The following is a 14,638-nucleotide window of genomic DNA, read 5'->3' as shown; positions in this document are numbered from 1 at the left end:
GCGGAAGGGGGTACGACGGGTGGTCCCGTTGCAGGAGGTGCTGCGGCTGCCGTCGTTCCTGGCCGCCGCTCCCGAGGTGCGGTGCGGCGACGTCGCGGCGGCGCAGGTGCGCTGGGTGCACTCCTCGGAGGTGTACGAGATGGGTGGCCTCCTCGAGGGCGGCGAGCTGCTGCTCACCACCGGGCTGGGACTCCACGGCCGCAGCGACGCGCAGCTCGCGGCGTACGTCGACGAGCTCGTCGCCGCCGGGTGCGTCGCCCTCGGCCTCGAGCTCGGCCGCTCCCTCCTCGACGTGCCGGCGCCGCTCGAGCGCCGGGCCGCGGAGCGCGGGCTCGTGCTGCTCGTGCTCGGCGCCGGCAGCGTCGTGCCCTTCGAGCGGCACGTGGAGGACTTCCACGAGCTCGTCGTGCGGCGCCGCACGACGCCGGGTGGCGGGGAGTCGGTGGCGCGGCGGTTCGTGGACCTCGTCGTGCGGGCAGCGGGCCTGCCGGCGCTCCTCGACGAGGTGGCCCGGGCCGCCGGCTGCCAGGTCGAGCTCCACGACCTCGCGGGGCGGCTGGTGGAGCGCAGCCGCATCCGCACGGTCTCCGCCCCCGACGCGACGACGACGGTGCCGGTGGCCGGGCCCCGGAGCGTGCGGGCCGTGCTCGTGCTGCGGGCGGAGGAGGACGAGCACCGCCGCCGGACGGCGGAGGAGGCAGCGGTCGCCGTCGCCCTCGAGCTGGGCCGGCACGCCGACGTCGGGGGCCACGCGTCGGTCGAGCAGGCCCTCGTCAGCGACCTCCACGCCGGTGCGCTGGTCTCCACGGCCGAGGTGCTGGGCCGGCTCGGCCACGCCGGGCTGCGCGTCGCGCCCGGCGACCCGCTCGCGGCGCTCGCGCTCGACGCGGGACCCGCGGTGGCGCCCACCGACCTGCTCGCCGCCCTCCGGTCCTGCGCCGGGGCGGTCGCGGTGGTGCCGGGCGTGCTCGGCACCCACGTCGTCGGCGTCGTGCGGCTCGCCCCGGGCGGCGACACCAGCGTCCTCCGGCGCCGGCTCGCCGACCTGGTGGAGCGGCTGGCCGACCACCTCGATCCCGGGGCGGACGTGCTCGTCGCGCTCACGACGCCCGACCCCGACCCCAGCAGCCTCGCCGTCCGCCTCGAGGACGCGCGGGACCTGGTGCGCCTGGCCCGTCGGCACGGCGGTCCCGGCGGGGTCGTGCTCGCCCGCGACCTCGGCGTGCAGCGGCTCCTCACCGGCGCGACCGAGGCGCAGGCCCTCTCCGACTTCGTCGTCGAGCAGATCGGCCCGCTCGTCGACGCCGACCGCGCCCACGGGTCCGCGCTCCTCCGCACCCTCGACGCCTACCTCGGCCACGGGCTCAGCAAGGCCACGACCGCGCAGGCGCTCGGCATCCGGCGGCAGTCGCTCTACGGCCGGCTCGAGCGGATCGAGCGCCTGCTCGGGGTGCGGCTCGACGACCCGGGGCACCGTGCCGGGCTCGCCCTGGCGCTGACCGCGTGGCGCCTGCGGACGGGCCTCGACCCGCAGGCGGCGTTCTGACGGTCCTCAGTCGGCGAGCGCAGCGCAGGCCGCGGCCCGCTCGTCGAGGCGCTGCGCCGGTACGTCGACGCGACGGCACCAGCGCCGCGTGCGCTCGAGGGTGGCGGCGTCGAACGCGGCCCAGGCGTCGGCGGCGTCCCCGGTGAGGAGCCGGGCAGCCAGGTCGGGCTCGCCGTCGAGGCAGGCCCGCACGGCAGCGAGCACGGCGACGGGGTCCCGGTCGCCGCGCACGGTCTCCGTGGCGACCTCACGGTCGAGCGCGGCGTCGACCAGGGCCGTCCAGACCTCCGGCCGGGTGGCGTCGAGGCCCACGACCAGGTCGGCGTTCCCGATCTCGTCGAGGGCGGCCTCCGCGCCGTACCCGCCCACGCCGGTGGGGAGCACCACGGTCACGGGCACGTCGTCGGGGAGCGTGCCGTCGTCGCGCAGGGGGTCGAGCGCGGCGAGCACGCGCCGCACGTTGCCCGCCGGGTCGGCGGCGTCGCGCAGCGTCGTGCGCACCCCCGCGAGGACGAGGCCGGCGCGGGCCGCCAGGCCGAGCGGACCGGCGACCTGGGCGGCGCCCCCGGTGCCGACCACCGTGACGGGCAGCCCGGGCGCGTGGTCCCGGACCGTCGGCAGCAGCAGGTCGTCGACGGCGACGGCGCCGACGACGTCGGGCAGGTCCCCGGGGAGGTCCGCCGGGCCGGCGTCGGGGGTGACGACGAGCGTGACGAGTCGGGTGAGGGCAGGCGCGGTCATGGTCCCGAGGCTAGCGAGGGCGACGGTGCGGGGGCGGAGCCTGGTAGGGCGGCGTCGGCACCTCGAGGCCCTCGTAGGCCGCCAGCCGCTCGGCCGTCACCTGACGCATCGTGCGCACGAAGACGGGGTGGCGGCGCAGCTCGCGCTCGTCGGCCTCCCCGCGGCGTACGGCGGCGGCGAGCGCGTGCAGCTCCCTGTCGTCGGTGCGCCGCAGCACCTCCGCGACGGGGTCGAGCTGGCGCCGGGGCGCCCCGGGGAGACCCGAGGCGAACGGCGGCAGCCGGTCGGCCTCGGCCCGGAAGGCGGAGAGGGCCCGGGGGAGGTGGGACTCGATGTGGTCGTTCACCGCCCCGACCGTGGTGCGGGGTGGGGCCGGCACCGACGTGGCCCGGGCGGGGAGCCGGTCGGCCCGCGGGCTGCGCCACCCGTCGTCGGGGCGCGTCACGGGCCGTCCACGTCGGAGGGGGTGAACGTCGTCGCCTCACCGTGGGGGACGGCCAGCCCGGGGTAGGTGTTGATCTGGCCCAGGGTGAGCGGGAAGACCGCCACGAGGGCGAACAGCAGGTCGATGATGAGGAAGATGAGGTCGATCGCCTTCGCCACGGCGGTGACCCACTTGAGGATCTGGCTCGAGCCGCGCCGGATGGCCTGGAGGATGTCCGCCGGGTCGAAGCCGATCCACTCGATGAACACCCCGAACAGCCAGTCGATGAGGCTGCAGAGGGCGTCGGTGAGCATCCGCATGCCCATCGCGAAGCCGTTGAAGCCCTGGCTCGTGCGCCCCAGGTCGCTCTGGTGGGAGGCGAGCACCTCGCAGAACCCGGCGAAGGAGGCGAACGCCGCGTCGGCGGCGTTGCCCGACCAGCTCGGCTGGACGGCGAGCACGGAGGCGGCGACCTCGGCCTCGGCGCGCTCGAAGAAGTCCTTGAGCTCCGCCAGCGACAGCGCCGCGGTGCCGATCGTCGTCCAGTCGCCGTCGAAGGTGTCGCGGAGGCTCTGGGTGGGGTCGGGCATGTGCGCGAACAGCGGGATCTGGAGGAGCGCGTCGATGGCCCAGGTGAGGCTGACGACGTAGCTGGTGTTGTCGAGGATGTCGTGCCAGACGTCGAGGCCCTCGAAGAAGTCGCCCGGCTCGGCCAGCTCGGCGGTCAGCTCCGCGGTCGTGATGCCCGCGGTCTCGCCGTCGGGGTCGAAGGCCTCCGCCGGGTCGACCGGGGTGGCGATCTGGCCCAGCAGCGCGTCGTAGGTCGCCCGCTGGGCGACGTCGGTCGCGTCGTAGTCGTCGGCGTTCGCGGCGAGCGCGTCGCCCGCGCCCTGGAGGTAGGACTGTACGGGGCCGTCGGGGGCGTACGCCGCGCGCAGGTCCTCCCGCGCCCGGTCCAGCTCCGCGACGATGTTGTCGAAGGTGACGCCTCCCGTGGGCGCCCGCACGTGGGTCTCGGCGTAGGTGAGGGCGGACGGGATCGCCGCCGCCATGGCGTGCAGGTCGTCGGCCACGCTGCGCAGGGCAGTCGTGTCCACGTCGAAGCTCATGGCGCCGGTCGTGCCCCGCGGGAGGGACGGTGAAACTCCGCTCGGTCGGTGACCGAGCGAACCGTGGCACTCAGGCCACTAAGCTAGTCGGGTCGACGAGCAGCGCCGGGCTAGTGCCGGGAACGAGAGACGCTGGCGGAAGCGCGAACAGGGGAGGAATCTCACGACTCCTCCCCTGTCCCGCTGAGCTGGGGGCGCGGCGCTGGGCGCCCCCAGTGGTCAGTCGCGAACGACGCTGAGGAGCCGCAGATCGCGAGTGAAGGTGGTGCTACCGCCGCCCCGCGTCCCGATCGCAACGCGCTGGTGGGCGCTGTTCTTGTACCAAACCGCAGTGGACTGGCCGCCGGCCACAACCCCGCAGCCGCGGGGTTTGATTGAAAGCGCTCAGCACGTGACTCGGCGACCGGATACTAGAGCGGCACGTTCGAGCCTTGTTCAGACGCAGGCCGGATGGCGAGGACGATGGGGGTCTCGGCGAAAGTGCTCTGCGCTGTTGCGAGGTCCCCGTCGACCCAAAGGATCACCCCGGAGGGGGTCATCTTGTTCCCGGTGATCGTGAATCCCCCTAGGTCTTCTCCGACGTTCTCCTCGAGGTATCCCTCGAGCTGGGTCTGGGTCCACTGCGCGTCGAGGATCTGGAGTTTGATGCCTGCTGCTGCGGCCGCGCTCTCGGCGGCTTCGTCGATGTCCGCGATCGGCGTGGTGCGCCAGACCAGGATCCACGGGCCGTCGTCGACGAGGTCGAACTGGGACGAGGCGGAGTAACCCGCTTCGGGACTCGAGGCGTAGAGGGTGTCAATCGTGGATCGCGTCTGTCGGAGGGCGGACGCGGCGTCCGATCCCCAGCCGTCGGCGGGGATCATCTCGGAGATGGCCCCCTGGAGGCCATGCTCTGCGGCGAACGCGAGGGCTGCCTCGTGGACTGGCGCGTAGTCGGCTTCGTCGGTGGGCATCCAGTAGCGGAACGAGAAGTTCAGGGCCTCACCGTCGGAGGTGATGAGCACATCGAAGTCGGCCGGCACCCTGTTGAAGGGGTCGAGTGCGGCGTAAGCCTCGGACAGCAGGGCCTGCTCAGTGGATGCATCGACCGAGGCGCCGGCGGTGGCCGCTCCGCTGGGGGAATCTCCGGTGCGATCGAACGCCAGGGGCGCTGCCACGGCGATGCCCACGACGGCGGCGGCCGCGACCGGGATTGCGAGCCAGGGGCTGAGGCTGCGTCCTGTGGTGGCGGGCCTCGACGTGAACCGACGGGGTGCAGGTTCGGGTCCCCAGACAGCGTTGCTGCGGTACGTCGCCTGGTAGGGGGCGAGGAACGAGGTGTCGGGGTCGTCGCGGCGCGTGGACGGCTGACGGATGGTCATCGCAGGTCCTTCACGGTGAGAAGCGGAACTGGGGGGAGGCGGATCGTGACTCGGGGGCGGGGGTGGGGGCGGGGGCGGGGGCGAGGATTGTCCGCAGTCGGGCAACGCCTCGATGGGCGTGCCGCTTGACGGCTCCTTGGGAGATGCCGAGGAGGTCGGCGACCTCCTCGATCGTCAGGTCTTCGAAGTAGCGCAGGACGACGACTTCGCGTTGACGCGGGGGGAGCCTCCTGAGGGCATCGACGAGCATCCACCGGTCGCTGGTCGCGGCGTCAAAGCTGCTGGGGGCCGGTACGTCGGTGGGGTCCATTCCGAGGACCTCGCGGCGACGATGGGCGCGGCGCTGGGAGCTGATGTGGCGCCGAACCAGCGCCGTCCTCGCGTAGCTGTGAGGGTTCACCGGTCGGTCTTTCTGCCAGACAATCCACATCTGCTCCATGACGCCCTGGACCAGGTCATCCGCCGCAGCCGTCTCCCGCGAGATCGACCGCGCCAGCGCCGTCAGCCGCGGCTGCGAAGCAGCTATGAACTCCTCGAACGACGCTTCCGTCATGTGATGCCGTCCTCGAGGCTCGCGGAGTGGAACTGCACGGGGTGCCCTCCCTCTGTCGGTGACCCTTACACCCATATAGACGCGCGAGGTGGGTGGCGCGATGACACGTTGCTACAGAATCTTGTAAGGACTAGACCACGTGGACTTGAAAACGACGTCTCTATAGCGTCACGCGCACACCACACAGGGGGTCAGTCAACGTGAAAATCCGATCAGTAAGTGCGCTGCTGGTACTCATTGCCGGAGGCCTATCGCTAGCGACCAGCCAGACAGCGAGTGCCGAGACCGACACGCGAAGCGAGACGCAGTTTCAGGTCGACAAGGCCCCCGACTGGGACACCGCCATGGGGTTGAACGAGTACCTCAACACCGACGCCGAGTACGAAGCCCTTGGCGAGGAGGAGTTCGACCGCCGCAGTCAACTGCTGCTCGAAGCCCTCGACATCGTCGGTGTTTCCACCATCACCGACGGAACCGGAAGTCAGCCGATCCCCCGCGGATTCGCCGGATCATCCTTCGACCAGACCGAAATGACCCTGCGTCTCTTCTGGGTGGACAAGGCCGCGCCCGAAGAAGCGCTGGCCAAGATCGCTGCCGAGCTGCCCGAAGTCAAGGTCGAGATCTCGGACGCGAAAAACGACCGGCCCACCCTCGAGTCAATCATCAACTCCTTCCCGTACGAGAAGTACCCCGCGATCACGGGCCTGGCCCACCGACGAGACGGCTCAGCGGTCGTCGTGCGGTATGAGGGAACGGTCGATGGTCCCGCCGTCGCCCGGGAACTCGGGACGGACATCATCCTCGTTGACGACACCGGCGCGCCCGGGCTCGTCCCCCTCGACAACCGCCACACGGACGCCCCCCCGCTGAACGGCGGTGCTTCATTCAGGTTCGGAGGGGAACCAGTCGGATTCATGCACTGCTCCACCGGATACGCCGTCCGCAACACCAGCAGCGGCGGAGTCGTTCGGTTCCGCATGATGACCGCTGCCCACTGCGTAACCGGCGCCGGGGAGCGCGACACCGCTTACCAGTCGGACGGGAACCTCGGTCTCTACCCAGGAACCAACTCGGGCAACACCACCCCATTCTCCGACTACGACATCGCCACCATGGCCACGGGCCACAACCTGACGCACTGGATCTTCCGCGGCGGCATCTTCTCGCAGTCCGAGAAGGCAGTGAGCGGCGCCTTCAGCGGCACTGTGGTCGGCATGGGCGTAGCGACGAACGGGGCGCAGTCCGGGGAGCACATCGGATCCATCGTCGCCCGCGAGAACGTCCCCCCAGGGAACCGTAGTGCGTGCACAGAGACCTGCTGGATCACGTTCGTGCAAGGCAATACGTCGACTCACGGCATGGCGACGCACGGTGACAGTGGGGGCCCGCTGATCATTCAGGATGATGACCGTCTGTACGTCGGCGGTCTCATCTCGGTCGCCTCGGACGCTCAGGGCACGGTGCCCTGCGACACCCACAACGACGGCTGGGCAGGCAACTGCTACCGACGAGTGGGCATCATCTCCCACCAGGACCTCATCGCGCGCCTCAACGAGTTCACCCCCGGCTGGAGTCTTTAGGCCCGCGGACGCCACGTGAGTGCGTCGAGCCGATGCGGCGCCCACCCTGGCCGTAAGCCAGGGTGAGCGCCGCTCGTCACTTCTCTTGGCGCCAGTTCGCGAACCAGCTGGCCCAGCTTGCAGGCGTGCCAGTCCCAATCCATCCCGGCCGGCGATCGGGGGTCACCAACGGCCCTTCTCTGTTAGAGCAGGTGGACTTCGTTCGTGAGCGGAACTGGTGTTCTCCGCGCACGGCGGCTCTGAGCCGTCGTGATCGAACGGAGGGTTCGTGCCTCGGTCGCACCAGTTGCCGCGCGATGAGGACTGCGTCTGTGCCGAAGACGCTGCTAGCGGAGAAAAGAAGGGAGACCGGGGAAGCGACCTGCAGTCTCTTCCCGGTCTCATGAGTTGCCTGCGGCGTGGCCTGATCGCTCCATGGCCCACCGCTTGTTCTTGACCTCTCGATCAGGTCACTGCGGCTTGTACTGGGCCAGCTCTGCGGCGAGGTTGTCAAAGCTGCCGCTCGCGTTGTGGGCCCTGGCGTCGTTACCGCGAGCTGAGCCGCGTGGGCCGCCCACGAGGCGAGGTCCACGACTTCCGCGCGCATCGCGTCGAAGCCGCCGGTACCTGTCTCGAGGATGCCGCCCTGGGTGCTCAGCGCGACGAGCGGTGCGCCCCCTGTGGGGTCTTCGGCTGGCTGCTCGACCCGCACCGTTGCGGAGTACTGCTCCGGGGAGTTGTTCTCCATGGGACCGATGCCGATGATGCGCGTGCCAGCTGGCACCGCTTCCTCGAACTCCGCGAGCCGCGAAGCCCGGGTCTCGGCCGCTGACTCCTTGTCGGGCTCGAGCAGGTCGTGACCGAGGAGAACCGAGAAGTAGACGGCCTCGCGCTGCGACTCGTCGACGACCTTGGCCGCGTCCTCGACGTCTACCGCCAGGACCGCCCAGTGGGCCACCGTTCCGTCGTCATGGATGGAACGACCGGGCGACCAGCTGCGCACCTTCCCGCTGACCGCCACGTCCCACCGGTCGATGTCGGCTGTCAGGGTGGGCGACGGCTCGTAGTCCCACAGCGCCTGGCCCCGGACCACGGAGGAGTCGACGCCACAGCCGCTCAGCAACAGGATGGCGACGACGGCTGTGCTGTGAATCGTTCGTCTCATGTGACTGCCTGCCTCTCAGGTGAACCAGACGTCGACAGGCACGATGTCGGGTGACTTCGGTCGTGCTGCACGGCGACGGGTCATCTCCATCGACACGTCGTCGTACGAGGACGCTGACGATGGAACCGTGGGTTCCAGGTCGATGCGGGTTTCGCTGAGATCCTGCTGTCGCCGACTTCTGGTGGAATCGCCAGCCGCAGGCCCTGTGCCACCAGCGGTCGTTCGGAACCCGGTCGGGGCACGTCGTCCGAGCGCCACTCGGGTCGGTGCGACGCCTGTGCGCTGCCCGGTTCAGGCGCTCGTGGTGAAGGGCGACGCGGAGTCGGACTCCGATCGACGACCGAGGCGATCAACACCACGACCGCCGGCGGCTGACGAGCGCCTCATGTCGTGCGGCGCACCGGGACGCCGGTGCCCGCCTCCGCCCTCAGGCCACGAGGGCCCGCGGGGCACGACTGCCGAGCCGGTCGTGCACCGCGAGCATGCGGTCGACGGTGGCGCTCCACGGGAACTGCTCGGCCCGCGCCCGGGCCGCCCGCCGCCGCTGCGCCTCGGGCCGCGCGGCCACGGCGAGCACGGCCTCGGCGAGGGCGGACGGGCGCGGCGGGGCCCAGGCCCCCGACTGCTCGTCGACGAGCTCCCGGGCACCGCCGCTCGACGCCGTGACGACGGGGGTGCCGCAGGCGAGCGACTCGAGCACGGCGAGGCCGAACGTCTCGCCGGGGCAGACCGAGAGCGCCACGTCGGCGGAGGCGACGCGGGAGGCGAGCTCCGCACGACCGGCGACGTGCCCGTGGAAGGTCACGGGCGCCCGGCCCGCGATGGCCCGGAGCTCGTCGAGGTGGGGGCCGTCGCCGTACACGTCGAGCTGCACGTCGACGCCCCGGCGGTGCAGCTCGACGGCCGTCGCGACGGCGAGGTGGGGCGACTTCTCCCGCGAGAGCCGGCCGACGTGGACGAGGCGGAGCGGGCCGTCGTGGCGCACCACGGACGCCGGTGCGGGGCGGAACGTCGCGAGGTCGACGCCCAGCGGCACCCGCACCAGTGGGCAGCCGGCGGCGGCGGCCGGGAGGCGGAACTCGGCCCGCGCGAACCCCGACGTGACGACGACGGTGTCGAACTGCCGCACGAGGATCTTGTTGTAGAGGCCGATGGTCGTCTTGACGCTCGCGTCGAGACCCATGCGCATCGCGAGCATGTGGTCGAGCCGCTCGTGGGAGAACAGCACGGAGGCGACCCCGTTGCGCCGCGCCCACCGCGTGACGGGCAGGAGCGTCGACTTGTCGTTGACCTCGATCGCCGTGGGACCGAACTCCTCGAGGGCGTCGATGACCCGCCACGGCTCCACGATGAGGCGGTAGCTCGCGCCCACCCGGGGCGCGCGGAGCTGGACCACGCCGCCCAGAGGTGTGGTGTAGCGGGCGTCCGCGGGGCCGGGTACGACGAGGAGCCGGGCGGCGCCGGCCGCGACGTACCCCTCCGCGAGCGCCTGGACGGCGGTCTTCATCCCTCCCGAGGCCGGGCCGATGAAGTTGGCGAGCTGAGCGATGCGCACGCGGGCAGAGGCTGCCGGGGCCGGGTGAACGGTCGGCGCCGTGCCGGTGGAACCGGGGTGTCGGGTGGGGGCTGGGGACGAGTCGGGTGCGATTGTCGGTGGTCGGCGGCAGGATGGCCCCATGAGCAACACGGAGACACGTCCGGACGAGGTCGAGTGCCGGGCGGGCGACGCTGCGGGTGGTGGCGTGGAGATCCTCGAGCCGCGTGACGTGCCGCTGGGCGGTCCGCGCGCGATGCTGGTGCGGCGCACGCTCCCGCAGCGGGAGCGCTCGCTGATCGGGGCGTGGTGCTTCGTCGACCACTACGGGCCCGACCTCGTCGCCGAGTCCGGCGGCATGAAGGTCGCGCCCCACCCGCACACGGGGCTGCAGACCGTGTCCTGGCTGTTCACCGGCGAGATCGAGCACCGCGACTCGGTGGGGTCCCACGCGATGGTGCGCCCGGGCGAGGTCAACCTGATGACGGCGGGCCACGGGATCAGCCACTCCGAGGTGTCCACGCCGGGCACGACGGAGCTGCACGGGGCGCAGCTGTGGGTCGCGCTGCCCGACGCGCACCGCGACACGGCGGCCGCCTTCGAGCACCACGCGCCGCCGACCGTGCACGCGCCCGGGGTGGAGGCACGTGTCTTCCTCGGCAGCCTGCTGGGCTCGACGTCGCCGGTGGCGACCTTCACGCCGCTGCTCGGTGCCGAGCTCGTGCTGGAGCCGGGCGCCAGCGTGACGCTCGACGTCGACGCGACCTACGAGCACGGGGTGCTCGTCGACCTCGGTGACGTCACCGTCGAGGGGGTGGCGGCGGGGCGCAGCGACCTGGCGTACGTCGCGCCCGAGCACCTCACGCTCACGCTCGTCGCCGGCGGGGAGGGTGCCCGGGTGCTGCTGCTCGGCGGGCCGCCCTTCGGCGAGGCCATCGTCATGTGGTGGAACTTCGTGGGGCGCACCCACGAGGAGGTCGTCGCCTACCGCGAGGCGTGGCAGGCGCAGGTCACGGCCGGCACGGACACGGTGGTGGAGGACTCGCAGGACGTCGCGGACGGTCGCTTCGGGATCGTGGTCGGCGACCACCTCCCGCCGATCCCCGCCCCCGTGCTGCCCAACGCGCGGCTGCGCGAGCGGCGGTGACCCTCCCCCTGGGGGACGCCGTCCGGGGCGACGACGGCGTGGCCCGCTGCCCGTGGGCCGCGCGACCGGGACCGATGCGGGACTACCACGACACGGAGTGGGGCGTTCCCGTCGCGGGCCGCGGCGTCGAGCGGGAGACGGCCTACTTCGAGCGCCTCACGCTCGAGGCGTTCCAGTCGGGGCTGTCGTGGGCGACGATCCTCGCCAAGCGTCCGGCCTTCCGGGAGGTCTTCGCGGGGTTCGACGTGGTGCGGGTCGCGGCGTACGGCGACGAGGAACGCGCGGCGCTCCTGGCCGACGCCCGGATCGTGCGCAACCGCGCGAAGGTCGACGCGACGATCGTGAACGCGGGGGCCGTGCTGGCGATGCGGGAGGAGGGCCCGGAGGCGTTCGCCGACCTGCTGGAGTCGTTCCGTCCGCCGGAGCAGCCCGCGCCGCGGGTGGTCGCCGAGGTGCCGACCACGTCGCCGGGATCGCTGGCGCTCAGCAAGGCGCTCAAGAAGCGGGGGCTGACCTTCGTCGGGCCGACCACCATGCACGCCCTCATGGAGGCGACGGGTCTCGTCGACACCCACCTCGTGGCGTGTCACCGACGGGGAGTGGGGCGGGCGGGTCGGACCTGACGGGTCAGAAGATCCAGATGCTGCCGATGGCGGCCGGCAGCAGGCCGAGCACCAGCAGCCAGTGCAGCGGCGAGCGCCGGTGCACGAGGAGCCCGCAGGCCATGCCGAGCACGCCGACGATCGCGGCGATGACGACGAGGCCGACGCGCGAGGCCAGGTGGCCGTCGATCGCGAGGGCGGCCACGACGAGGCCGCCCGAGAGGTGCAGCGCGGTGGTGACGATGAGCACCGACATGACCCACTGCTGCACGCTGGTGAGGCGCTCCTCGGCGACCTTCGGCGGCGCGGCCTGCGGCGGGTTGTCGAAGTCGATCAGGTGCCGGCGCTTCTTCGGCGTCGGTCGTGCGGGAGTCGTGGACGGCACCTCTGCACGGTACCGCGTCCGCTCCTGCTTCAATTCCTCGCCATGACCTCCCGCGCCCGGCCCCCACGCCCCGCGTCGGTGGTCTTCCTCGACGGCCTGCTGTGGCTGCTCGGCTTCTGGTTCGTCGGCGAGCTCGTGGTGCGCACGTTCGGCATCCCCGTGCCCGGGGCGGTCATCGGCATGCTCGGCCTGTTCGTCGCCCTGCAGGTGCGTCGCCCCGGACCTCGTTCGGCGACGCTGGCCGCGGCCGACGGGCTGCTCGCCCACCTGCAGCTGCTGTTCATCCCGGCGGGAGTCGGGATCGTCGCGTTCCTCGCGGTCGTGCGGGACGACGCGATCCCGATCGTCGGGGCGCTCGTGGCGTCGTGGGCCGTCGGTCTCGTCGTCGTCGGCTGGACCGTCACGCTGCTGCTGCCCCGGCGGGAGCGGTGATCCCGCTCGTCGCCTGGCAGCCGGAGGCGACCTGGGCCTGGCTCCAGGGATCGCCCCTGCTGGGCGTGCTGCTGACGCTCGCGGCGTACCGGGTCGGGCGGGCCGTGCACCACCGCTGCGGCCGGCACCCGGCCACGCAACCGGTGTTGGTCGCGATCGCGCTCGTCTCGGCGGTGCTGCTGGCGACGGAGACGTCGTACGGCGAGTACTCCCGCGGCGGCGACCTCCTCGCCTTCCTGCTGGGCCCGGCCACGGTCGCGCTCGCCGTGCCGCTGCACCGACAGGCGCACCACCTGCGCCGCCTGCTCCTGCCGCTGCTCGTCGCCATCCCGCTCGGCGTCGTCGTCTCGGTGAGCACGGGCTTCTGGCTGGTGAAGCTGCTCGGCGGGGACGAGCAGCTGGCGATCACGATGGCCCCCAAGGCGGCGACCACGCCGGTCTCGCTGGTGCTCTCGGGCGACGCCGGCGGCATCGCAGCCCTCACCGCCGTGCTGACGATCGGCGTCGGGATCGTCTCCGCCGTGCTCGGCCCGTGGCTCATGACGCTCGCCCGAGTGCGGCACCCCCACGCCCGCGGGGTGGCGATGGGCGCGGTGTCGCACGGGATCGGTACGTCGCGGTCGCTCGCCGACGACCCCGAGGAGGGCGCCTTCGCGGGGCTGGCGATGGGGCTGACCGCCTTCGGCACGGCGGTGTTGCTGCCGGTGCTGCTGGCGTTGTTCGGGGCGTGAGCGTGTCGGCGCTCGACGAGCTGGCGCGGCGACTGGGCGCGGACGTGTCCGTGGTGGATCGGCTCGCCACCGACGAGCACGCACGGTGGGCGGTGCTCTCCGAGGCGTTGGGCGACATCGCGTTGCACCCGCTCGTGCTCGCCGCGACCAGGGACGAGCCCGACAGCGTGATGGCGGCGTCCGTCGTCACGAGTGCGCTCGAGGTCGTCGCACCGGGCGAGCGCGCCACGTGGGTGGCGGCACTGCCCGCCGAGGAGCGCGCGTACGCCGCTCGACGCGCCGACGATCTCGAGATGCTCGACAACGTGCTCGACGGCCGCGCGTCGCCCGAGGAGGTGGCGGCGCTGCCGGACCGCACTCCCTGGCTGCAGCTCCGCGTCGCCGGTACGGCTCGAGATCCCGCGACGCTGACCGTGCTCGAGGGTCGCGGGACGACCCGCCGCGTGCGCGGGGCCGCGCGGCAGCGGTTGATCGAGCTGCGGAAGGGGCGGCTGGGGCGCTGAGCGAAGGGGGCGTCCGGCGGGTGTCGGCGGTCGTTCGGTCGGGCGTCGCCCGGTCGGCGCTGGGAAGTGTGCGGTTGGGGTCGTCCGGATGCGCTGGGACCTGTCGCAGGTGCACATTTCTGAGCCCGGGGGTACGGCGCGGGTGGCGCCCCGGCTCAGGGCTTCGGGCTTGCTCGAGCGGGTGCTGGCGGTCGCTCGGTCGGGGCGCTGAAGTGTGCGGTCGGGGTCGTCCGGACGGGCTGGGGCGTGTCCCAGGTGCACATTGCGGAGCGGCGGGGGTACGGCGCGGGTGGCGCCCCGGCTCAGGGCTTCGGGCTTGTTCGGGCGGGTGCTGGCGGTCGCCCGGTCGGGGCGCCGAAGTGTGCGGTTGGGGTCGTCCGGACGGGCTGGGGCCTGTCCCAGGCGCACATTTCCGAGCCCGGCCCGCGAGCCCGCGCGGACCCACCCAGGACCGTCACCGGCGGCGCCTATCGTGCGGCCCATGACCCTGACCCTCGGCATGATCACGATCGACACCACCGACCCGGCTCCGCTCGCGGCGTGGTGGTCGGCCCAGACCGGAGCGACGGTGCTGGAGGAGAACGACGGCTGGTTCGTCGTCCTCGAGCTTCCGGGCGGGCCGCGGCTCGCCTTCCAGAAGGTCGACGACCCGACGCCGGGCAAGAACCGGATGCACCTCGACCTGGGGGCGGCCGACGGTGACCTGGACGCCGAGGCCGAGCGTCTCGTCGACGCCGGCGCGACCCTCGTGGCCGACCGCAGCATGGGCGACTTCCGCTGGGTCACGCTCGCCGACCCCGACGGCAACCAGTTCTGCGTCGCCGCGCACTGAGCCCGAGCCGGCCC

At 72.5% G+C, this 14,638-nt stretch carries 16 protein-coding genes; 8 read left to right on the top strand and 8 right to left on the bottom strand.

All coding sequences use genetic code 11. The features are described 5' to 3' along the window. Window positions 1-19 precede the first annotated feature (19 nt). Window positions 20-1,546, top strand: coding sequence for a PucR family transcriptional regulator ligand-binding domain-containing protein (locus G3T38_RS04040; RefSeq protein WP_163770806.1), 1,527 nt, complete (start codon window positions 20-22; stop codon window positions 1,544-1,546). A 6-nt stretch (window positions 1,547-1,552) separates the two neighbouring features. Here the strand turns inward: G3T38_RS04040 and G3T38_RS04035 are convergent, their stop codons facing one another. The 5 genes from G3T38_RS04035 to G3T38_RS04015 form a co-directional block, all read right to left on the bottom strand. Next, the gene (locus tag G3T38_RS04035; RefSeq protein ID WP_163770805.1) at window positions 1,553-2,287 is read right to left on the bottom strand and encodes a hypothetical protein; all 735 of its coding nucleotides are present in this window, start codon (window positions 2,285-2,287) and stop codon (window positions 1,553-1,555) included. A gap of 10 nt (window positions 2,288-2,297) precedes the next feature. Next, on the bottom strand, window positions 2,298-2,732 hold the full coding sequence (locus G3T38_RS04030) for a hypothetical protein (protein WP_163770804.1): 435 nt from the start codon (window positions 2,730-2,732) through the stop codon (window positions 2,298-2,300). Continuing rightward, window positions 2,729-3,820, bottom strand: coding sequence for a hypothetical protein (locus G3T38_RS04025; protein ID WP_163770803.1), 1,092 nt, complete (start codon window positions 3,818-3,820; stop codon window positions 2,729-2,731). Before G3T38_RS04025 ends, G3T38_RS04030 begins: the two co-directional genes overlap by 4 nt. A 410-nt stretch (window positions 3,821-4,230) precedes the next feature. Beyond that, entirely contained in the window at window positions 4,231-5,181 is a 951-nt protein-coding gene (locus G3T38_RS04020) for a hypothetical protein (protein ID WP_163770802.1), read from the bottom strand. A gap of 10 nt (window positions 5,182-5,191) precedes the next feature. Beyond that, entirely contained in the window at window positions 5,192-5,734 is a 543-nt protein-coding gene (locus G3T38_RS04015; RefSeq protein ID WP_163770801.1) for a SigE family RNA polymerase sigma factor, read from the bottom strand. A 344-nt stretch (window positions 5,735-6,078) separates the two neighbouring features. Here G3T38_RS04015 and G3T38_RS04010 point away from each other — a divergent pair, with 344 nt between their 5' ends. Continuing rightward, window positions 6,079-7,314 carry a trypsin-like serine protease gene (locus G3T38_RS04010; protein WP_163770800.1) on the top strand — a complete coding sequence of 412 codons (1,236 nt, stop codon included), beginning with the start codon at window positions 6,079-6,081 and terminating at the stop codon, window positions 7,312-7,314. Window positions 7,315-7,390: 76 nt separating this feature from the next. On the opposite strand, the gene G3T38_RS04005 is transcribed toward G3T38_RS04010, so the two are convergent. Continuing rightward, window positions 7,391-8,458: a hypothetical protein gene (locus tag G3T38_RS04005; protein ID WP_163770799.1), complete on the bottom strand. Its 1,068-nt coding sequence runs from the start codon at window positions 8,456-8,458 to the stop codon at window positions 7,391-7,393. Between the two features lie 427 nt (window positions 8,459-8,885). Next, window positions 8,886-10,013 (bottom strand): glycosyltransferase, encoded by a 1,128-nt coding sequence (locus tag G3T38_RS04000; protein WP_163770798.1) that lies wholly within the window; start codon window positions 10,011-10,013, stop codon window positions 8,886-8,888. Window positions 10,014-10,134: 121 nt separating this feature from the next. Between G3T38_RS04000 and G3T38_RS03995 the strand changes: the two genes are divergently transcribed. Further along, window positions 10,135-11,139, top strand: coding sequence for a pirin family protein (locus tag G3T38_RS03995; RefSeq protein WP_163770797.1), 1,005 nt, complete (start codon window positions 10,135-10,137; stop codon window positions 11,137-11,139). Beyond that, entirely contained in the window at window positions 11,136-11,762 is a 627-nt protein-coding gene (locus G3T38_RS03990) for a DNA-3-methyladenine glycosylase I (protein ID WP_338037453.1), read from the top strand. The genes G3T38_RS03995 and G3T38_RS03990 overlap by 4 nt, the downstream gene beginning before the upstream one ends. Before the next feature lie 4 nt (window positions 11,763-11,766). Here G3T38_RS03990 and G3T38_RS03985 read toward each other — a convergent pair whose 3' ends face one another. Beyond that, window positions 11,767-12,126 carry a hypothetical protein gene (locus tag G3T38_RS03985; protein WP_163770796.1) on the bottom strand — a complete coding sequence of 120 codons (360 nt, stop codon included), beginning with the start codon at window positions 12,124-12,126 and terminating at the stop codon, window positions 11,767-11,769. A gap of 42 nt (window positions 12,127-12,168) precedes the next feature. On the opposite strand from G3T38_RS03985, the gene G3T38_RS03980 reads away from it, so the two are divergent. From G3T38_RS03980 to G3T38_RS03965, 4 genes are all read left to right on the top strand, one after another. Next, the gene (locus G3T38_RS03980; protein WP_163770795.1) at window positions 12,169-12,558 is read left to right on the top strand and encodes a CidA/LrgA family protein; all 390 of its coding nucleotides are present in this window, start codon (window positions 12,169-12,171) and stop codon (window positions 12,556-12,558) included. Then, entirely contained in the window at window positions 12,555-13,289 is a 735-nt protein-coding gene (locus G3T38_RS03975) for an LrgB family protein (RefSeq protein ID WP_338037452.1), read from the top strand. Before G3T38_RS03980 ends, G3T38_RS03975 begins: the two co-directional genes overlap by 4 nt. After that, entirely contained in the window at window positions 13,286-13,792 is a 507-nt protein-coding gene (locus G3T38_RS03970) for a hypothetical protein (RefSeq protein WP_163770794.1), read from the top strand. Before G3T38_RS03975 ends, G3T38_RS03970 begins: the two co-directional genes overlap by 4 nt. A gap of 481 nt (window positions 13,793-14,273) precedes the next feature. Beyond that, window positions 14,274-14,624, top strand: coding sequence for a VOC family protein (locus G3T38_RS03965; RefSeq protein WP_163770793.1), 351 nt, complete (start codon window positions 14,274-14,276; stop codon window positions 14,622-14,624). Window positions 14,625-14,638: the final 14 nt, after the last annotated feature.

The sequence above is a fragment of the Nocardioides zeae genome (assembly GCF_010686755.1).
In the GTDB taxonomy this organism is placed as follows: domain Bacteria; phylum Actinomycetota; class Actinomycetes; order Propionibacteriales; family Nocardioidaceae; genus Nocardioides; species Nocardioides zeae.
This window is presented reverse-complemented; position numbering and strand designations above follow the sequence as displayed.

What these genes read in the sequence shown, in the direction of transcription:
- G3T38_RS04005 (WP_163770799.1), bottom strand. Translation starts at nt 8,458, where the DNA reads ATGAGACGAACGATTCACAGCACAGCCGTCGTCGCCATCCTGTTGCTG.
- G3T38_RS03980 (WP_163770795.1), top strand. Translation starts at nt 12,169, where the DNA reads ATGACCTCCCGCGCCCGGCCCCCACGCCCCGCGTCGGTGGTCTTCCTC.
- G3T38_RS04010 (WP_163770800.1), top strand. Translation starts at nt 6,079, where the DNA reads ATGGGGTTGAACGAGTACCTCAACACCGACGCCGAGTACGAAGCCCTT.
- G3T38_RS04025 (WP_163770803.1), bottom strand. Translation starts at nt 3,820, where the DNA reads ATGAGCTTCGACGTGGACACGACTGCCCTGCGCAGCGTGGCCGACGAC.
- G3T38_RS04035 (WP_163770805.1), bottom strand. Translation starts at nt 2,287, where the DNA reads ATGACCGCGCCTGCCCTCACCCGACTCGTCACGCTCGTCGTCACCCCC.
- G3T38_RS03965 (WP_163770793.1), top strand. Translation starts at nt 14,274, where the DNA reads ATGACCCTGACCCTCGGCATGATCACGATCGACACCACCGACCCGGCT.
- G3T38_RS04015 (WP_163770801.1), bottom strand. Translation starts at nt 5,734, where the DNA reads ATGACGGAAGCGTCGTTCGAGGAGTTCATAGCTGCTTCGCAGCCGCGG.
- G3T38_RS03995 (WP_163770797.1), top strand. Translation starts at nt 10,135, where the DNA reads ATGAGCAACACGGAGACACGTCCGGACGAGGTCGAGTGCCGGGCGGGC.
- G3T38_RS04020 (WP_163770802.1), bottom strand. Translation starts at nt 5,181, where the DNA reads ATGACCATCCGTCAGCCGTCCACGCGCCGCGACGACCCCGACACCTCG.